This is a genomic window from Paractinoplanes tereljensis (assembly GCF_016862435.1).
GTDB lineage: Bacteria > Actinomycetota > Actinomycetes > Mycobacteriales > Micromonosporaceae > Actinoplanes > Actinoplanes tereljensis.
This window is the reverse complement of the sequence record NZ_BOMY01000033.1, coordinates 147,938-165,339: the sequence shown is the minus strand read 5'-3', so window position 1 is coordinate 165,339 and position 17,402 is coordinate 147,938. Positions and strand designations below refer to the sequence as shown.

The following is a 17,402-nucleotide window of genomic DNA, read 5'->3' as shown; positions in this document are numbered from 1 at the left end:
GGCCCCGGATGCCCGATCTTGCCCGTTTCGGCAACCCCGTTCCCCGGCGGCCGGGCGGTCAACTCATGCTTCTTTTTCCCGTACGCACCACAACTACTCCACTGGCACTCAGTCCCGCTGGGCGGTGCTCACCCTCCGCGCGCCCGCGCCGGGCGGGCCCGTCCGGCCACTAGACGTGGCGGTTCAGAAAGTTGATCAGGGTGGAGGCGGCGGTCAGGCGGTGGTCGGACAGCGCGTGGTCGGTGGGGAACGCGTGATGCTCCAGCCGGGCGGTGGCGTAGGCCTCGACCAGCGGGTCGTGGTGGATGGCCTGGACCGACAGGGAGTCGCGCGAGGCGCCGATCAGCAGGACCGGGCGGTTGGCCAGCGCCGGGGCCAGCTCGGGCAGGCTCCACGCGTCGCCGGCTGCTTCCGCCTCCGCGATCAGCGCTTCGCCCGACGTACCCCGCAACGGCAGCAATTCGCCGTCGAAGGCGGTCACCCACTCCGCCCGTACCGCTGCATCGGCGGACGTGGTGGCAGCTAGCGCGGCCAGGTCGAAGCCGGCCAGCGAAGCGACGGCGGCGACCGAAGGGTCGGCGGCGGCCGTGTACAGCGCGGCGAAACCGCCCACGCTGTGCCCGACCACCGCGACTCGGGCGGGATCGAACCGGGGGTCGGAGCGGACCTGGGCGACAACCGCGGCGGCATCGTCGAGGACGTGCTGCCAGGACCAACTGCCGCCGACGCCCCACGAGCCGCGGTAGTGGAAGACCACCGCGGCGTAACCCGCCCGGCGCAGGGCCTGGGCCAGGTCGAAGTTGCGTTCGTTGCCGGGGAAGCCGTGCAGGAGCAGCACTACCGGGAACGGGCCGGGGCCGGCCGGCAGGTGCAGCACGCCCAGCAACTGCTCGCCGCCGCTGGCGAAGGTGATGGCCGGCGTGCTCGCCGCCGGCCATGGCGAGTCGGTCATCGGGCCTCCGAGGGGTCAGGCGGCCGGGGAGATCTCCTCCGGGTAGGCCGCGCCCAGCTCCGAGAAGACCGCACCGTTGAGGCTGAACGCGTGCTGCGCCTCGGCGATGAGGACCGACAGCCGCTCCTCGGGCAGCGGGAGGGCGTCGAGACGCTCACGGTAGGCGATCTTGTAGGACTTCGGGTCGGTGATGTGATCGAAGTCGTAGAACGAGACGCCGCCGCCGCCGCCGGTCAGGCCGTAGGTGGCCGCGACCTTCTTGCCGACCAGCAGGCCGCCGCTCAGGTCGCCCAGGTAGCGCACGTAGTGGTGGGCGATGAAGTGCTCGGGCGAGGTGTGGCAGTGCTCGCGCAGGTGGTCGGCGTACCGCTCGGCGGCCGCGGTCGCCTTCACCGGACCGCCGAGGTACGCCAGGTCGGCCTCCAGCGACGGCACCCGGTTGAGGGCCTCGTCGACGAACGGGGCCGCGATCTCGTTGCCGCGCATGCTCTCCGCCGCCGCCTCCAGCTCGCGGTAGACGATCAGGTACTGGAAAGTCAGCGCAGCGAAGCCCTCCCGGGGCACCGAGCCGGCCAGCAGCCGGGAGATGAACGACCTGGTCTCGGCCTCACGGTGTTCGACCATGGTGGCCTTGCGGAGGCGGGCGGCGAATCCCGTCATGGTGGAGGGCTCCTTCAGTTCGTTGCGGGGCGGGACGAGCGGCGGATCAACCGGAAGGTCAGGTAGAGGAGGGCGGCGCCGAGCACCGCGACCAGGGCCCAGGGCCAGGCCCACACGCCGGTGGCGCGGCTGACGACCGGCAGCTTCGCCTCGAAGCCGGCGGGAACCACGCTCACGTCGGCGGCCAGGCGCACGGTGGGCTGCACACCGACGATCTTCTCCGTCACGGTGATCGAACCGCCGGGCAGAAGTTCGGGAATCTCCATCGGGTCGGTGCGGGCCAGCTCCCAGCCGAACGGGCCGGTGACCTTGACCGAGCCGGTTCCGGTCAGGCGCAGGTTGCCGGTGTTCTTCACCAGGTAGGTGACGGTCATGTCGCCACCGTCGGCCGGGTTCGCGGACTGCGCATACTCCAGTCTGACCCGGTCGATGCTCAAGGTTGGCGCGACGGTGCCGGCCACGGTCAGATAGACCCGGGCCGCGACGCGGCGATCAACCAGCACGGTACGGCCGGAAGCATCCGTCTGTTCCTCGCTGACCGAGGCGATCACGCCGCCGGCATGGTCACCGGGGGTGGCGTCGGCGGGCACGGTGAGGGCGAACGGCACGTCGAGGCGGGTGTTCGCCGGAACGGTGTACTTCGTCGCGCCCAGGGCGATCCAGGAGCCCAGGTCGGTGGGCTGCTGCGCGGCCGGGAGCAGGGCGAACGAGCCGTCCTCGGTGTTGTACGCGTCGGTGCCGTAGACGCTGAAGGTGAGCGGCCGCTGGGTCAGGTTGGTGATCCCGACGTAGTCGCTGATCCGCTCGCCGGCCGCGGCCTTGCGGATGATGTAGTCCCGGCCGTCCGGGCCCTTGGCCGAGGACGGCTGCACCGACCAGCGCACGGCCGAGTCGCTCGGGGCGGCCTGGGCCGGAACCGCGGGCACCAAGAGGAGAGCCGCGACCAGCGCACTCCGGACGATCATGTAACTCCTTACGATAGGGGCGAGCCGGCCGGGAAATGTTGCGGATTTCCCGGCCGGTTCCCCTGTGTGCCTAGAGATCAGGCGAGGGTCAGGGTGAGAACAGCGCTGTACTCACCGGCGGCACTGGACTCGGGAACACCGAGGTTCAGCGCCGCGCCGCACGTGGAGCTGCCGAGGCTGCTTCCCGTTTCGGCACTGCACAGGGTCTTGCTGGCACCCAGGCCGCTGCCCGGGGTGACCGGCCCACCCGGCGTGACGGCGTTCTGCACACCGTTCGCCGCCTTCAGTCCGGTGGCCACGACCGCGGCGGTCGGGGTCCAGCCGAGGTTCGCCGCGGGGATCGTGCCGGCCGCCGACGTGAAGTCGGTGACCTGGCCGACCAGGTCCCACCCGGCGTTGGTGCCGCGCAGGTCGCTGACCGTGACCGCGTTGAGGTTGCCGGTCGCGGTCTGACCCGGGGTGGCCGCCGACAGGTTCACGTCGGAACCAGCGGAGGTCAGGGTCAGCGCGCCGCCGGCCACGGCCGCCTTGATCGTCTGAGCCGTAGAGCCGTTGCCGGGCTCAGTGGGATCGGTCGGATCGGTGGGGTCGGTCGGGCCCGAACCGGACGAAGCCGAGGCCGACGCCGTGATCGGGTCGAGCGCGGCACCGGTGGCGTAGAAGCCGCCGAACACGCTCGCCGAACCGGCCGACAGCTTCGCGGCAAGGTTGGAGAACGTCACGGCACCGTCGGTGACGGTCGGCGCCGTGGTCGTCACGGTGGCCAGCTCGGCCCCGTCGACGTGTGCGCTGGGCTGGGTGGTGGCCGTGAGGTCCACATCGGCCAGCAGCGAGCCCTCGCCGTCACCGTCCACGACGAGCTTCGGGTTCGCGATGGTGATCGTGAACCCGTGCAGCGGGTAGGAGAACACGATCGTTCCCTGGTACTGCACGCTCGCCGTGCCGGCGGCCGCGTCGTAGGTGCCACTGCCGGCCGGGAAGTCGAACGTCCCGTCGGCGTTGATGCTGGCACCGTTGGTGGCGGCGATCGGCGGGGTGCCGTTGCCACCCGACACGTAACCGCGGAACGACGCCTTGAAGCCCCAGTCGAGGCTTCCCCCGGCGACGTCGGCGGAGGCGGCCATCGCGGCGGGCGCGGCCACGATCAGCGCCGCAGCCGTGCTCAGGCCGAGGAGGCCGGCGCGCAGGGCGGCCCGATTCAGGCCGTGGGTTGTGCCCATGCTCTGTGTGTTCCTTCCGGTGAGACGGCGCCCGCTGATGCGGACGCGGTTAGGGTAGCCTCACCTAAACCTCCGGGCAATTCAAGATCCAGTTCCGCCCGGGCGAGGAATATCGGTGGCGGAATCAAGGAGGCACCTGGGTGCGCAACGGCCTGAGAGCTGGGGTAATAGCTCTCGCTCTGCTGACAATCGTGATGACCGGCACTCCCGCTCTGGCCGCCAAAAAGCTTTCGGTATCAAAAAGCAAAGGGCTGGCCAGAAGCGGCGAAACGGTCACCGTCTCCGGCTCCGGCTATGACGTGACCAAGGGCATCTACGTGGCGTTCTGCCTCGACAACGGCGCGGGCGTGCAGCCCTCCCCGTGCGGCGGCGGCGCCGACATGAGTGGTAGCTCGGGCGGCTCCGCGTGGATTTCGTCCAATCCCCCGTCATATGGAGAAGGACTTGCCACGCCGTACGGAAAGAATGGGTCTTTCCGGGTGTCCATTCGGGTCAGTCAGATGATCGGCGATATCGACTGCGCGGTCCGCGGATGCGCGATCGTTACCCGGGCCGACCACACCCGCACCAGTGACCGCTCCCAGGACGTGCGCATCCCGGTCCGATTCGCTGCCGCCGCAACCGGCAGCGCATCGAGCGCGGGGGTCACCGTCACCGCCGCACCAGGAAAAAGCCTGCCCACCGTCAAGCAGAGCAAACCGATCGGGCCGCCGACCGGGAAGCTGGCCACCGAGGCACCGCCGTCGGCCGAGGCCACCGAGCCGGTCGAGCTGCAGGCCTTCGCACCCACGCTGACCAGGACCAGCGCCGCCACTCCCCTGGGTCACTGGTGGGCGATCGGCGGGGCGTTCCTCACCGGACTGCTGCTCGCCGTGGTCGTCGGCCGCTTCCGCCGGAGGTCCCGTTGATCCGCCGCGCGCTACTCGTCTCGGTGCTGTTGCTGACCGGCTGCACCTCGGTCAGCGAGGTCGGCGCGGTGGAGACCACCACCGCCGGCTCCTGCGGCGTCGCCACCGCCAAGCTCGCCTCCGACGACGTCACCCCGCTCGACCCGAAGCCGACTCCCGTCCTGCCGGTCACCGTGGACTCGGCCGACGGCCGGAAGGTCACGGTCAAGAGCGCCGACCGGATCCTCGCCGTCAACCTCTACGGCTCGCTCGGCGAACTCGTCTTCAGCCTCGGCCTGGGCGACCGGGTGATCGGCCGGGACACCTCGACCGCCTTCCCGACGGCGGCCAAGCTTCCGCTGGTCACGCCGCAGGGGCACGATCTGTCGGCCGAGGCGATCCTCAAGCTCAACCCGACCGTCCTGCTCGCCGACGACAGCATCGGCCCGGCCACCGTGCTCGACCAGATCCGCGCGGCCGGCATCCCGGTGGTCATCGTCGACGACACCCAGAACCTCGAGGCCGTGCCCGAGCACATCCGGGCGGTGGCCGCCGCGCTCGGCGTCACTGAAGCCGGCGAGCGCCTGGTCAAACGGGTCCAGGACGAGATCGACACGGCCCGGAAAAGCGCCCCGGCCGATGGCCGGAAGACCAAGATCGCATTCCTTTATGTACGGGGAACAGCCGGCGTGTTCCTGATCGGCGGAGAGGGCGCCGGCTCGGACGCCATGATCGAGGCGATCGGGGCCACGGATGCCGGCACCGCCGCCGGTCTCAAGAAGTTCCGGCCGCTCACCAGCGAAGGCCTGATCAACACCGCCCCCGACGTGATCCTGGTGATGACCGAGGGCCTGAAATCCGTCGGCGGCGTCGACGGCCTGCTCAAACTGCCCGGCGTCGCGCAGACCCCGGCCGGGATCAACCGGCGCATCGTCGACATGGACGACGGCATCCTGCTGAACTTCGGCGGACGCACCGGCAAGGCCGTCGAGGCGCTCGCCAAGGCGGTCTACGGGCCGTGCTGACCGCGTACAAAAAGATGGGTTTGATCGGGCTCTTGATCGTTGCTCTGGCGGCCGTGTGCGTGCTGGCGGCCGGGCGCGGGCAGGTGCCGATCTCGCCGTCCGAGGTGGCCGGTTCGCTGTTGCACCGGCTCGGCCTCGATCTCGGGCCGATGCCGTCGGCGGTGCAGGGCGAGAACGCGCTGTGGCTGGTCCGGTTTCCCCGGGTCGTCCTGGCGGTGATCGTCGGCGCGTCGCTGGGCTGCGCGGGGGCCCTCATGCAGGGCGTCTTCGGCAACCCCCTGGCCGAGCCGGGCGTGGTCGGCGTCTCGGCCGGCGCGGCCGTCGGCGCGGCTGCGGCCATCGTCAGCGGCGTCACCTTCCTCGGCGGCTGGACCACGGCGGCGGCTGCCTTCGCCGGCGGCATCGTGACCACCTTCATCGTGTACGGGATGAGCCGGGCCGGCGGGCGCACCGAGGTGGTGACCCTGGTGCTGACCGGCGTCGCGGTCAACGCCACCGCCGGGGCCCTGCTCGGCCTGCTGATGTTCCTGACCGACGACGACGGGGTGCGGGCCATCGCGTTCTGGCAGCTGGGGAGCCTGGCCCAGGCGACCTGGGGTGCGGTGGCCGTAGCCGGACCGTGCGCGTTGGCCGGCCTGGCCGTCGCCGTCGCGCTGTCTCGGCGCCTGGACCTGCTCGCCTTGGGTGAACGGCCGGCCCGGCACCTCGGCGTCGACACCGAACGGCTGCGGATCACCGCGATCGTGGTGACCGCACTGCTCACCGCGTCGGCGGTCGCGTTCACCGGGATCATCAGCTTCGTCGGCCTGATCGTCCCGCATTTGATCCGGATGGTGGCCGGGCCGGGACACCGGGTCCTGGTGCCGGCCAGCGCGCTGGGCGGCGCGGTCGTGGTGGTGACCGGTGATCTGATCGCCCGGACCGCGATCGAATATCAGGAGTTGCCGCTCGGCGTGCTTACCGCGGTGGTCGGCGGGCCGGCGTTCTTCTGGCTGCTGCGGCGGACCCGGGCCCGGGCGGGAGGTTGGGGATGAAAGCCACCGGGGTTTCGGTGTCGCTGGGCGGCTCTTCGGTCGTCTCGTCGGTCGACCTGCACGTCTCGCCGGGTGAGGTGGTCGCGCTGGTCGGCCCGAACGGCGCCGGGAAGTCGTCGCTGCTGGGCGCGCTGGCTGGGGATTTGTCGTTTACCGGGGACATTTCGGTTTCCGGGGCGCCGCTGCGGTCCTACAAGCCGGTCGCGCTGGCGCGGCTGCGCGCCGTGCTGCCGCAGAAGGCGGCGCTGTCCTTCCCGTTCACGGTCGGTGAGGTCGTCCGGATGGGCCGGGCGCCGTGGTCGGGGCGGCCCGAGTCCTCTGACGACGAGGACGCGGTCGTCGAGGCGATGGAGGTGACCGAGACGACCGGGTTCGCGGCCCGGCCGTTTCCCGCCCTCTCCGGCGGGGAGCAGGCGCGGGTCGCGCTGGCCCGGGTGCTGGCCCAGCGGACGCCACTGCTGCTGCTCGACGAGCCGACGGCGGCTTTGGACCTGCGGCACCAGGAGCTGGTGCTGTCGGTGGCCCGCGCCCGGGCCGCCGCGGGCACGGCGGTGATCGTCGTCCTGCACGACCTGAGCCTGGCCGCGGCCTACGCCGACCGGGCCTACGTGCTGGCTTCCGGCCGAGTGCGCAGCGAGGGCCCACCGTCGCAGGTCTTCACCTCGGAACTGCTGTCCGACGTGTACCAGCACGACGTGGAGGTGCTTCCCCACCCGCGAACCGGGACGCCGCTGGTGGTGCCTAGACGGCCGTAACCACGCCCAGGCCGTGCACGGGTCCTTCCGTGCCGGGGAGGATCAGCGTGCGGATGCCCAGCGACACCCCGCCGATGTCGTCCCGCGGGCTGTCGCCGACCATCAGGGTCTCGGCCGCCGGGACGCCGAGCAGCTTCAGGGTGTGCGCGAAGATCGCCGGGTCGGGCTTGACCAGGCCCACCTCGAAGGAGAGCACCACCGCGTCGAACAGGTCGCCGATGCCGGCCCGGTCGAGGAAGCCACGGATGTCCAGGCCGATGTTCGAGAGCACGGCGATCTTCGTCCCGCGGGCCTTCAGCTCCCGCAGGACCGGGGGTGTGTCCGCGAAGACCGTCCACTGGTCCGGGATGACGGCATGGAGCGCGGCGATCAGCTCGGGCCGGACGCCCGGGCAGAGCGCGACCGTCCGGGCGAAGACGTCCCGGTGCCGGTCCGCGCTCAGGTCCCGCTCGCTGCCCGGGTCGATCGTGTGGGCGTGCTGCCAGATCCGATCGAGGTGCGCACGCAGGCCCTCGACCTGGGCCGGTTCCTCACCCAGGTGGCGAAAGGCGGACTCGATCCACCGGTCCGAGTCGCCACCACCAACCAGCGTGCCGTGAAAGTCGAAGATGACCGCGTTGATCGGCGCCGGATGCATACGCCCACTCTGCTTTGTTGGTCAGCCTGCGGCCAGCAGGCGGGCGAGTTCCGTTCGGGAGCGGACGCCGAGGCGGGCGAAGACGTTGCGCAGGTGGTGGTCGACCGTGCGGGGGCTCAGGTGCAGTTGCTGGGCCACCTCGCGGTTCGTCGCGCCGTCGGCGACCAGGCCGGCGATGCGTTCCTGCTGAGCCGTGAGCGGCGACGCGGTCATCGCCGGGACCCGGTCGCCGGCCGCTCGCAGCTCGCGGGTGGCCTGCACCGCCCACGGCGCCGCGTCCAGCCGGTGGAACGTTTCCGCGGCCTGGCGCAGGTGGTCGCGGGCCTCCAGGTGGCGACGGCGGCGGCGCAGGTGACTGCCGTACAGCAGCTCGGTGTGGGCCCGCGCGAAACCATGATGATGGCGGCGCAGCGCCTCCCGGAAATGGTCGTCGGCGGCGTCGCCGTCGGTGGTTCGCAGGGCCCGGCAGCGGGCGCGAAGCGCCAGCCAGGACGGCTCGCCGGTGCGGCCCGCCCAGGCGTCGAACGCCTGCAGCGGCGGCGCCGCGGTGCCGGCCGCCTCGACCAGGTGCGGAATCACCGCGACCCGCAGCACCGCCGAGCCCCGGCCGGGTGGCGCCGCGACGATCGCGGCCAGCCGGGTGGCGGCGTCGGCCGGACGGCCTTCGACCAGGTCGAGCAGGGCGTAGGCCCAGTCCGTGAGGTCGCGGGCCTCGTCGTGCCGGGCGGTGGCGTCGGCGGCCCGGCGCTCGGTGGTGGGCCGGTCGCCGACCAGGGCGGCCAGCACGGCGAGCAGCGCGACGTGGGTGTCGGCGAGATCCAGACGGGCGGCCCGCCGGGCCGCGGCCGCGCCATCAAGGGCGGTGTCGGCCGCGGCCGCATAGTTACCGGCGGCCAATTGGGCGTACGCGGCGGCCTCCAACGCCGCCGGCACCAGCGCATGCACTCCCGCCGCGCGGGCCAGCGCGGCCGCCCGGGTGGCGATCTCGGCGCCGCGCCGGTCCTGTCCGATCAGGACACCGGCCATCGCGGCCGGAATCAGCAGCTTCGGATCGTCGACGCCGGGCGCCAGGTGCAGCACCGCCCGGAAGTGGGCGAACGCTTCGTCGTCGGCACCGGACATCAGGTCAGCGAGCCCGGCAACCTGCTGCAACGCCAGCTCCCCGCCAACCTCCAGCTCAGCCTGAGCCCCGGCCCGGGCCTCGGCCTGGCGGGCCAGCGCGGTGAAACGGCCCGGGTCGCCGGCTCGGCCGCACGCCTCGCCGGCCAGCAGCAGTGCGTCGAGGGCTCCCGGGAAGTCGGTGGGGAGCAACTCGGCGGCCACGTCCAGCAGGGTGTCGCGGGCCGAGAGGGGCGCACCGCGCAGGCTCAGTTCGGCGACCAGACTCCGGGCGCGGGCCCGTACCCCGGCCGGCGCCGAGGTCCGGGCGATCCGGCGCAGCAACGGCACCGCGTCCTGCGGGCGTCCCGCCGCCCACGCGGACCGGGCCGCGCCGAGCAGCGGGACGGCCGGGTCGGCGGCGAGCTCCGCCGCGTACCGCAAAGCAAGCGCAGCCTCCGCCGGCGCCGCACCCACCGCGACTTCGCTCAGCTCGCGGGCAAGATCGTCGTCGGGCGCCGCCGCGACGGCGGCGCGATGCAGCAGAGCCGGCAGGCGGCGGCCGCGGGCCGCGAGAATCCGGGCAAGCATCAGGTGGGCCTGCCGGCGGCGCCCGATCGGGGCGTCCTGATAGATCACCGTCCGCAGCACCGGCGGCCGAAACACAACCCCCGCCTCCAGCACTTCGACGAGCCCGGCCCGCTCCGCCGGTTCGAGATCGGCCAGCCCGTCCGTCTCCCGGCCGGGCCGGGTGGACGGCGCGCAGGCCAGGTCGGCTATGCCGGCCTGGGGCGGCGCTGCGGCCAGGAGCAGCATGGCCTGGGTTGCGGGCGGCAGGGCCGCCACGGCGGAGCGGAGGCGGTGGCCGAGGGCGCTCGACGAGGGCAGGCTGGTGGGCGGTGGCGCGTAGCCCCGCCGCTGTTCCGGCGTCAGTGCCTCGCCCAGCTCGACCAGCACCCCGGGGTTTCCGGCCGCCAGTTCGAGGATTCCGGTGGCTACCTCTTCGGCGACGTCCGGCACCACGTGCCGGAGCAGCGCGTGCGCGGCCCGGTCGTCGAGCGGCCCCACCGGCCGGACCATCAGGCCCGACGCCACCTCGCGGCCGATCGGTGAGTCCACCGCGGAGGCGAGCAGCGTCACCGGGGTGCCCGCGAGCCGGCGCATCGCCAGCTTGATCAGCTGCCAGGACGGGAAGTCGAGGAGGTCGGCGTCGTCGATCAGGCAGAGCACCGGGCCCCGGCGGGCCGCCGCGGCCCGCAGCAGGACGGCCACTGACATCCCGATCTGCAGCCGGCAGTCGCCGGGCGCCCGGCCGGCCATCGCCCGGAGGAACCCGGCATGCCGGCCGACCGGCAGGTCGCCCAGCACCGGCTCGAACAACCGCTGCAGCCCCGCGTACGACATTTCCGACTCGTCGGCCAGGCCGGGCGCCGCGAGCACCGTCCCGGCGTGACCGGCCACCGCCCGCAGCAGCGAGCTGCGGCCCATCCCCGGCGAACCGAGGTAGACCAGGCCGCCACCTCGCAGCAGCACCGCCGATCCACTGTCCACCAGCTCGGACCGACCGAACAGGACCGGTTCTTGCACCACCCGTGCATCAACCATGCCCCGCAGTCTTACCGACCGGCAGACCCGGAGAGAAGGGACTTTTCGCCTGACGAATATTTCCCTGCCATTACCCACTTGTTGCCAGCACTGGTGATTTCACCGATGCCTAGACAACAACTGGCCCCAAACACTGGCGGCCATGAACCCCATCCGCCGCTTCCTGGCCGCTGTGGCCGCCGCCGTACTCCTGGCGGTGGCCCCCACCGCGATCGCCTACGCCGCCGACAACCCCTACGAACGTGGCCCGGCCCCCACCACGTCCGCCCTGGACGCCACCCGCGGCCCCTACGCCGTCTCGCAGACGAACGTCTCGTCGCTGGTCACCGGCTTCGGTGGCGGCGTCATCTACTACCCGACAAGCACCGCCGACGGTACGTTCGGCGCGGTCGCCATCTCCCCCGGCTTCACCGCCACCTGGTCCAGCATCGACTGGCTCGGCCCGCGGATCGCCTCGCACGGTTTCGTGGTGATCGGCATCGAGACCAACTCCCTGCTCGACCAGCCGGCCTCGCGCGGCGACCAGCTGCTGGCCGCCCTGGACTACCTGACCAGGCAGAGCTCGGTGCGCACCCGGGTCGACGCGTCACGGCTGGCGGTGGCCGGCCACTCGATGGGCGGCGGCGGCAGCCTGGAGGCCGCCAAGGACCGCCCGTCCCTGCAGGCGGCGGTCCCGCTGGCCCCGTGGAACAGCGACAAGTCCTGGTCCGACGACCGGGTCCCCACCCTGATCATCGGCGGCCAGTCGGACACCATCGCGCCGGTGGCCAGCCACTCCATCCCGTTCTACAACACGATCCCGGCCGCGTCCGAGAAGGCGTACCTGGAGCTGCGCGGCGCCAGCCACTTCTTCCCGCAGACGGTAAACACCCTGACCGGCCGGCTGGCGGTGGCCTGGCTGAAGCGCTTCGTCGACAACGACACCCGCTACGACCAGTTCATCTGCCCCGGCCCGACCGGCACCACCCCGTCCGACTACCGCAGCACCTGCCCCTGACCTGACCCGCTCCGGTGGTACCCGGCCGGACAGCCCCGGCCGGGCACTACCTTGAAGGGTCAGGCGGCGTGGGCGAAGGTGAAGCCGGCGGCGCGCAGTTTGGCTGAGCTGACCGGGACCCGTGGGGTGGCGATCTCGCCTCGGTAGGACAGTTCGGGCCAGCCTGAGTCGGCGCAGATGCCGGCGAAGACCTCGCGGTTGGTGGGTGGGACGGACCCGTCGGGTACGGCGTTGTAGGCGCCTATCAGGTTCCGGGCCACGATGAAGTCGAGGGCCGCGGCGGCATCCCGGTAGTCGATGCGGTGCAGCAGGGCGCTGCCGTCGAACGGGACACTGCCGCCCAGCAGCTCGTGGGCCATTCGCACCCGGCTGGGATAGTCGATGTCGCGGGGATGGCCGTACACGTCGGGGATGCGCAGGACCGCGCCGCGCGGGGTGGCCAGGACCGCGCGCTCGGCCGCGATGAAGTTGCGCGGGGACGCGTCGGGGTCGCCGGTCAGCGGGGTGGACTCCTCGACCGGGTCGGCGGCGCCGGCGCCGTACACCGAGATCGAGCTGGTGAAGATCACCCGGGGATGGACGCTCGCGGCGGTCTTCGCGGTGGCGGTCAGGGTGGTCGCGTATTCCGCCGTGCGGGAACCGGCGTCGAAGGCCCTGGCGATCCGCGGGCTCACCGTGAGGACCACCGCGTCGGCACCGGCCACCGTGCGGGCCAGGGTCTCACGGTCGCTGCCACGCAGCACGGCCACCGTCGTGCACACGGCGGCCACCTCGCCGACCCGCGCGGGGGTCGTGGTGGTGCCGGTGACGCGGTGGCCGGCTGCGGTCCAGCGGCGGGCCAACTCCATGCCTACGTTGCCGCAGCCGACGATCACGAACCGCATCGTATCCCCCTAGGAAACGCCGTTTCCTTCACGAGGATAGATCATCTGGCTCTTCGGGTCACCACCCGCTGCAGGACGATGAAGCCGAACAGCAGCAGGCCGACGATGATGCGGGTCCAGGCCGCGTTCAGGTCGCCCTGGAAGGTGATGATGGTCTGGATCAGGCCGTAGACCATCACGCCCAGCAGGGAACCGAAGACGTACCCGGAGCCGCCGGTCAGCAGCACGCCGCCGATCACGCAGGCGGCGATCGCGTCCAGCTCCAGGCCCTGGCCCTGCAGCGCCCAGCCCGAGGTGGAGTTGATGCTGAACAGCACGCCGCCCAGCGCCGCGCAGAAACCGCTGAGGGTGTAGACCGCGATCTTCGTACGGCCTACCGGCAGGCCCATCAGCAGCGCCGAGTCGGCGTTGCCGCCGATCGCGTAGACGTTGCGGCCGAACCTCGTCCAGGCCAGCACCGCCGCGGCGATCAGCACCACGACGACCGCGGTGACCGAGGTGATCTTGGTGACCACCCCGTCGGCCAGCACGATGCGGTACTCGGACATCGCCTTCCAGAGCTTGTCCCGGATCGGGATCGAGCTCTGGTTGATGAACAGCGCGATGCCACGGGCCAGGAACAGGCCGGCCAGGGTGGCGATGAACGGCTCCACCTTGAAGTAGTGGATCACCGCGCCCATGCCCATGCCGAGCAGCGAACCGAGCAGCAGCACCGCCGGCAGCACGACCAGCGGCGGCCAACCGGCCTGCAGCAGGGTGGCGGTCAGCGTCGTGGTCATCGAGATGACGGCGCCGACCGACAGGTCGATGCCGCCGGTGATGATCACGAAGGTCATCCCGACCGCGACCACGATCAGTACGGCGTTGTCGCGGAACAGGTTGACCACGACGCTGGGCTGGCCGAAGTTCTCGTAGTTGGCCACCCCGGTGAAGTACATGATCAGCAGCAGCGTGAGCGTCGCCAGGATCGGGATGTACTTGGTGTTCGGCAGGTAGACCCGCCGGCGCGGATTGGTCGGCGACGGTGTCTTGTTCGTCGCCGGCGTTGCGTCGATCGTGGTCACGCGGGCACCTCCGCGGTAACGGCGGGACGCGACTTGAAGCGCCCGAATACCTTCTGCCGGAACGTCGTGGACTGGGACAGGCACAGCGCCACCACGATCACGGCCTTGAACAGCAGCGTGGCCTTGCTCGGCACGCCGACGGCCACCACGGTGACCTGCAGGGCCTGGATGAGGATCGCGCCGATGACCGTGCCGGCGATGGAGAACCGGCCGCCGATCAGGGCGGTCCCGCCGATCACCACGGCCAGGATGGCATCGAGCTCGATCAGATTACCGGCCGAGATGCTGTCCGCGCTCTTGATGTTGGCGCTGTAGATCAGGCCGGCCAGACCGGCCAGGCCGCCGGAGACCACGTACACCATGATGGTGATCCGCCGGGCCCGGATGCCGGCCAGCCGGCTGGCGGTCGGGCTGCCGCCGACCGACTCGAGCAGCAGGCCGAGCGCGGTGCGCCGGGTCAGCAGCACGGTCAGCACGACGGCCGCGATCGCGATCAGGAAGGCGATCGGCACCGACAGGAAGTGGCCGGTGGCGATGGCCGCGTACGGGCTGGACTGCACGTTGATGATCTGACCGTCGGTGACCAGCTGGGCCACCCCGCGGCCGGCCACCATCAGGATCAGGGTGGCGATGATCGGCTGAATGCCGACCACCGCGACCAGCGTGCCGTTCCACAACCCGAGCAGCAGCGAGGCACCGATCGCGACCGCCATGATCAGCAGTACCGACCCGACGGCGTTCTGGTTGCCGAGGTCCTTGATCAGCAGGCAGGCCACCGCGCCGGAGATCGCCATCACCGCACCGACCGACAGGTCGATGCCGCCGGTGGCGATCACCAGGGTCATGCCCAGCGCCACCAGCAGCAGCGGCGCGCTGCCGCGCAGGATGTCCGGCAGCACGCCGAACAGGTGCCCGTCGCGGACGGTGATGAACTGGTTGGCGGTGAACATGTTGACGACCAGCAGGGCCACCAGGATGACGCTGGGCCAGAAAAGGCGATGCTTGATGATGGTCATTGCGTTGCTCCGCTGGCGATGGTCTGCATGATGCGGTCGGCGTCGACGCCTTCGGTGTTCTCGAGTTCCTCGACCAGCCGGCGGTCGCGGAGCACCTCGATCTTGTGGCTGAGCCGGAGGACCTCCTCGAGCTCGGCGCTGACGAACAGCACCGCCATCCCGCCGTCGGACAGCTCGGCGACCAGCTTCTGGATCTCCGCCTTGGCGCCGACGTCGATGCCCCGGGTCGGTTCGTCGATGATCAGCAGCCGCGGCTCGGTGATCAGCCACCGCGCGAGCAGCACCTTCTGCTGGTTGCCGCCGGAGAGGTTGCGCACCTCGCGTTCCGGGTCGGCCGGCCGGATCTGCAGCGCCTTGATGTACTTGTCGACGATCTCGTCCTGCTTGCGGCGCGGGATCGGCCTGGTCCAGCCCCGGCTGGCCTGCAGCGCGAGGATGATGTTCTCCCGCACGCTGAGCTCGCCGAGGATGCCTTCGGTGCGGCGGTTCTCCGAGGAGAACGCGATCCCCCGCTTCATCGCGGCCTGCGGACTGCGCAGGGTCACGTCCTTGCCGTCGATCTGCAGGCTGCCGCTGTCGGCGCGGTCCGCGCCGAACAGCAACCGCGCCAATTCGGTACGGCCGGAGCCCAGCAGTCCCGCCAACCCGACCACTTCACCCTGGTGGATGGTGAGGTCGAACGGTGAGATGGCGCCGGTGCGGCCGAGCCCGGTGGCGGCGAGGATCGGCGCGGCGTCGGCGGTCTTGGCCCGGATCCGCTGCGACTTGTCCTCGAGGTCCTCGAGCACCGCGAGTTCCTTGCCGATCATCTTCTCGACCAGCTGGACCTGGGGCAGGTCGGCGGTTTTGTACTCGCCGATGAGCTGGCCGTTGCGCAGCACGGTCAGCCGGTCGGAGATCTCGTAGACCTGGTCGAGGAAGTGCGAGACGAACAGGATCGCCACCCCGTCGTCCTTGAGCCGGCGCATGATGGTGAACAGCTGGGCCACCTCGGAGGCGTCCAGGCTGGAGGTCGGCTCGTCCAGGATGAGCACCCGGGCCGAGACGTCCACGGCGCGCGCGATCGCCACCATCTGCTGGATGGCCAGGGAGTACGTGTCGAGCGTCGCCGACACGTCGATGTTCAGGTCGAGCCGGGCCAGCAGCTCGGCGGCCCGCTTGCGCATCAGTCCCCACTGGATGCGGCCGAACTTGCGGGGCTCGCGGCCGATGAAGATGTTCTCGGCGACCGTCAGGTTGGTGCAGAGGTTGACCTCTTGGTAGACGGTGCTGACCCCGGCCTTCTGCGACTGCAGCGGGCCGGTGAAGTCGACCTGCTCGCCGCCGAGCGTGATCTGGCCGCCGTCGATGTCGTACACGCCGGTCAGCACCTTGATGAGGGTGGACTTCCCGGCGCCGTTCTCGCCCATCAGGGCGTGGATCTCACCCGGAAGCAGCCGGAAATCGACGCCGTCGAGTGCGACGACGCCGGGAAAGACTTTGCGGATGCCGGTCATCTCGAGAACCGGGGAGGGCTCGCCCATTCGTGCTCCGTTTCACGCCCCGCGGGCCGGCCCCGGGATGATCCGGGGCCGGCCGTACGAACAGAAGATCAGTACTGACGGTTCGGGAGCTCGGTCTTGGCCTGCTCCTGGGTGAAGGTCGTCTCCTTGGTGAGGATCCGCTTCTCCGGGGTGCCGCCGCTCTTGACCTGCTTGACGATGTCCATCAGCTGTGGGCCGAGGAGCGGGCTGCACTCCACGATGTAGTTGATCTTGCCCTCGGACAGGGCGGTCATGCCGTCCTTGACCGCGTCGACCGTGATGATCTTGATGTCGGTTCCCGGCTTCTTGCCGGCCGCCTCGATCGCCTCGATGGCGCCGAGACCCATGTCGTCGTTGTGCGCGTACAGCACGTCGATCTTCGGCGTCGACTGCAGGAAGGTCTCCATGACAGTCTTGCCCTGCGCCCGCGTGAAGTCACCGGTCTGGCTCTTCACGACCTTGAGGTTCGGGTCCGACGCGATGGTGTCGGCGAAGCCCTTCTGGCGGTCGATGGCCGGCGCCGCACCCGTGGTGCCCTGCAGCTCGACGATGTTGACCGTGCCGGTCTTGCCCTTGTACTGGTCGACCAGCCACTGGCCGGCCTTCTTGCCCTCCTCGACGAAGTCCGAGCCGAGGAACGACACGTACAGCGAGGTGTCCTGCGAGTCGACCGAGCGGTCGGTCAGGATCACCGGGATGCCGGCGTCCTTGGCCTCCTTGAGCACCGCGTCCCAGCCGGAGGTGACGACCGGCGAGAAGGCGATGACGTCGACCTTCTGGGTGATGAAGGACCGGATCGCCGTGATCTGGTTCTCCTGCTTGCCCTGCGCGTCAGCGAACTTCAGCTCGATGCCGGCCGCCTTGGCCGAGTCCTGGATGGACTTGGTGTTGGCGGTACGCCAGCCGCTTTCCGCGCCGACCTGGGAGAAGCCGAGGACGATCTTGTCATCGGAGCCGGAGCCACTTGACGAGTCGTCACCGCCGCCACAGCCGGCCAGAGCCGAACTGAGCAGCACGGCACCGACCATCGCAACAGACAGTCTCTTGAGCACTACTTCCTCCTTCAAGCGGACCTGGAGC

Annotated in this window: 16 protein-coding genes; 5 read left to right on the top strand and 11 right to left on the bottom strand. The window is 70.8% G+C overall.

Features of this window, described 5'->3' with window-relative positions; all coding sequences use genetic code 11:
- Positions 1–169: 169 nt before the first annotated feature.
- From Ate02nite_RS23535 to Ate02nite_RS23520, 4 genes are all read right to left on the bottom strand, one after another.
- Entirely contained in the window at positions 170–952 is a 783-nt protein-coding gene (locus Ate02nite_RS23535; protein WP_203809087.1) for an alpha/beta hydrolase family protein, read from the bottom strand.
- Between the two features lie 15 nt (positions 953–967).
- Positions 968–1,612: a biliverdin-producing heme oxygenase gene (locus Ate02nite_RS23530; RefSeq protein ID WP_203809085.1), complete on the bottom strand. Its 645-nt coding sequence runs from the start codon at positions 1,610–1,612 to the stop codon at positions 968–970.
- A 14-nt stretch (positions 1,613–1,626) separates the two neighbouring features.
- Positions 1,627–2,577 carry an NEW3 domain-containing protein gene (locus Ate02nite_RS23525; protein WP_203809083.1) on the bottom strand — a complete coding sequence of 317 codons (951 nt, stop codon included), beginning with the start codon at positions 2,575–2,577 and terminating at the stop codon, positions 1,627–1,629.
- Positions 2,578–2,654: 77 nt separating this feature from the next.
- Positions 2,655–3,797: an HtaA domain-containing protein gene (locus Ate02nite_RS23520; protein ID WP_203809081.1), complete on the bottom strand. Its 1,143-nt coding sequence runs from the start codon at positions 3,795–3,797 to the stop codon at positions 2,655–2,657.
- Positions 3,798–3,937: 140 nt separating this feature from the next.
- Here Ate02nite_RS23520 and Ate02nite_RS23515 point away from each other — a divergent pair, with 140 nt between their 5' ends.
- Genes Ate02nite_RS23515 through Ate02nite_RS23500 form a run of 4 tightly spaced genes read left to right on the top strand, consistent with a single transcriptional unit; the run spans position 3,938 to position 7,498 of the window.
- Complete coding sequence (locus Ate02nite_RS23515; RefSeq protein WP_203809079.1) at positions 3,938–4,705, top strand: hypothetical protein; 768 nt, start codon at positions 3,938–3,940, stop codon at positions 4,703–4,705.
- A complete protein-coding gene (locus tag Ate02nite_RS23510) occupies positions 4,702–5,709 on the top strand; it encodes a heme/hemin ABC transporter substrate-binding protein (RefSeq protein ID WP_239147624.1) in 1,008 nt (335 codons plus the stop codon). The genes Ate02nite_RS23515 and Ate02nite_RS23510 overlap by 4 nt, the downstream gene beginning before the upstream one ends.
- A 32-nt stretch (positions 5,710–5,741) precedes the next feature.
- Positions 5,742–6,743 (top strand): FecCD family ABC transporter permease, encoded by a 1,002-nt coding sequence (locus Ate02nite_RS23505; protein WP_239147623.1) that lies wholly within the window; start codon positions 5,742–5,744, stop codon positions 6,741–6,743.
- Positions 6,740–7,498, top strand: coding sequence for a heme ABC transporter ATP-binding protein (locus Ate02nite_RS23500; RefSeq protein WP_203809077.1), 759 nt, complete (start codon positions 6,740–6,742; stop codon positions 7,496–7,498). Before Ate02nite_RS23505 ends, Ate02nite_RS23500 begins: the two co-directional genes overlap by 4 nt.
- Here the strand turns inward: Ate02nite_RS23500 and Ate02nite_RS23495 are convergent.
- Complete coding sequence (locus Ate02nite_RS23495; RefSeq protein WP_203809075.1) at positions 7,485–8,135, bottom strand: HAD family hydrolase; 651 nt, start codon at positions 8,133–8,135, stop codon at positions 7,485–7,487. The genes Ate02nite_RS23500 and Ate02nite_RS23495 overlap by 14 nt on opposite strands.
- A gap of 21 nt (positions 8,136–8,156) precedes the next feature.
- A complete protein-coding gene (locus tag Ate02nite_RS23490; protein WP_203809073.1) occupies positions 8,157–10,838 on the bottom strand; it encodes a helix-turn-helix transcriptional regulator in 2,682 nt (893 codons plus the stop codon).
- 142 nt (positions 10,839–10,980) lie between these two features.
- On the opposite strand from Ate02nite_RS23490, the gene Ate02nite_RS23485 reads away from it, so the two are divergent.
- On the top strand, positions 10,981–11,835 hold the full coding sequence (locus Ate02nite_RS23485; protein ID WP_203809071.1) for an alpha/beta hydrolase family protein: 855 nt from the start codon (positions 10,981–10,983) through the stop codon (positions 11,833–11,835).
- 59 nt (positions 11,836–11,894) lie between these two features.
- Here the strand turns inward: Ate02nite_RS23485 and Ate02nite_RS23480 are convergent, their stop codons facing one another.
- The 5 genes from Ate02nite_RS23480 to Ate02nite_RS23460 all read right to left on the bottom strand — a co-directional run bounded on the left by Ate02nite_RS23480 (position 11,895) and on the right by Ate02nite_RS23460 (position 17,350).
- Positions 11,895–12,719 (bottom strand): NAD-dependent epimerase/dehydratase family protein, encoded by an 825-nt coding sequence (locus tag Ate02nite_RS23480; protein WP_203809069.1) that lies wholly within the window; start codon positions 12,717–12,719, stop codon positions 11,895–11,897.
- A 41-nt stretch (positions 12,720–12,760) separates the two neighbouring features.
- On the bottom strand, positions 12,761–13,783 hold the full coding sequence (gene yjfF, locus Ate02nite_RS23475; RefSeq protein WP_203809067.1) for a galactofuranose ABC transporter, permease protein YjfF: 1,023 nt from the start codon (positions 13,781–13,783) through the stop codon (positions 12,761–12,763).
- Positions 13,780–14,799, bottom strand: a complete 1,020-nt coding sequence (locus Ate02nite_RS23470; protein ID WP_203809065.1) for an ABC transporter permease — start codon at positions 14,797–14,799, stop codon at positions 13,780–13,782. Before Ate02nite_RS23470 ends, yjfF begins: the two co-directional genes overlap by 4 nt.
- On the bottom strand, positions 14,796–16,322 hold the full coding sequence (locus tag Ate02nite_RS23465; RefSeq protein ID WP_203809063.1) for a sugar ABC transporter ATP-binding protein: 1,527 nt from the start codon (positions 16,320–16,322) through the stop codon (positions 14,796–14,798). The genes Ate02nite_RS23470 and Ate02nite_RS23465 overlap by 4 nt, the downstream gene beginning before the upstream one ends.
- A 68-nt stretch (positions 16,323–16,390) precedes the next feature.
- Positions 16,391–17,350 carry an ABC transporter substrate-binding protein gene (locus Ate02nite_RS23460; RefSeq protein ID WP_203809648.1) on the bottom strand — a complete coding sequence of 320 codons (960 nt, stop codon included), beginning with the start codon at positions 17,348–17,350 and terminating at the stop codon, positions 16,391–16,393.
- Positions 17,351–17,402: the final 52 nt, after the last annotated feature.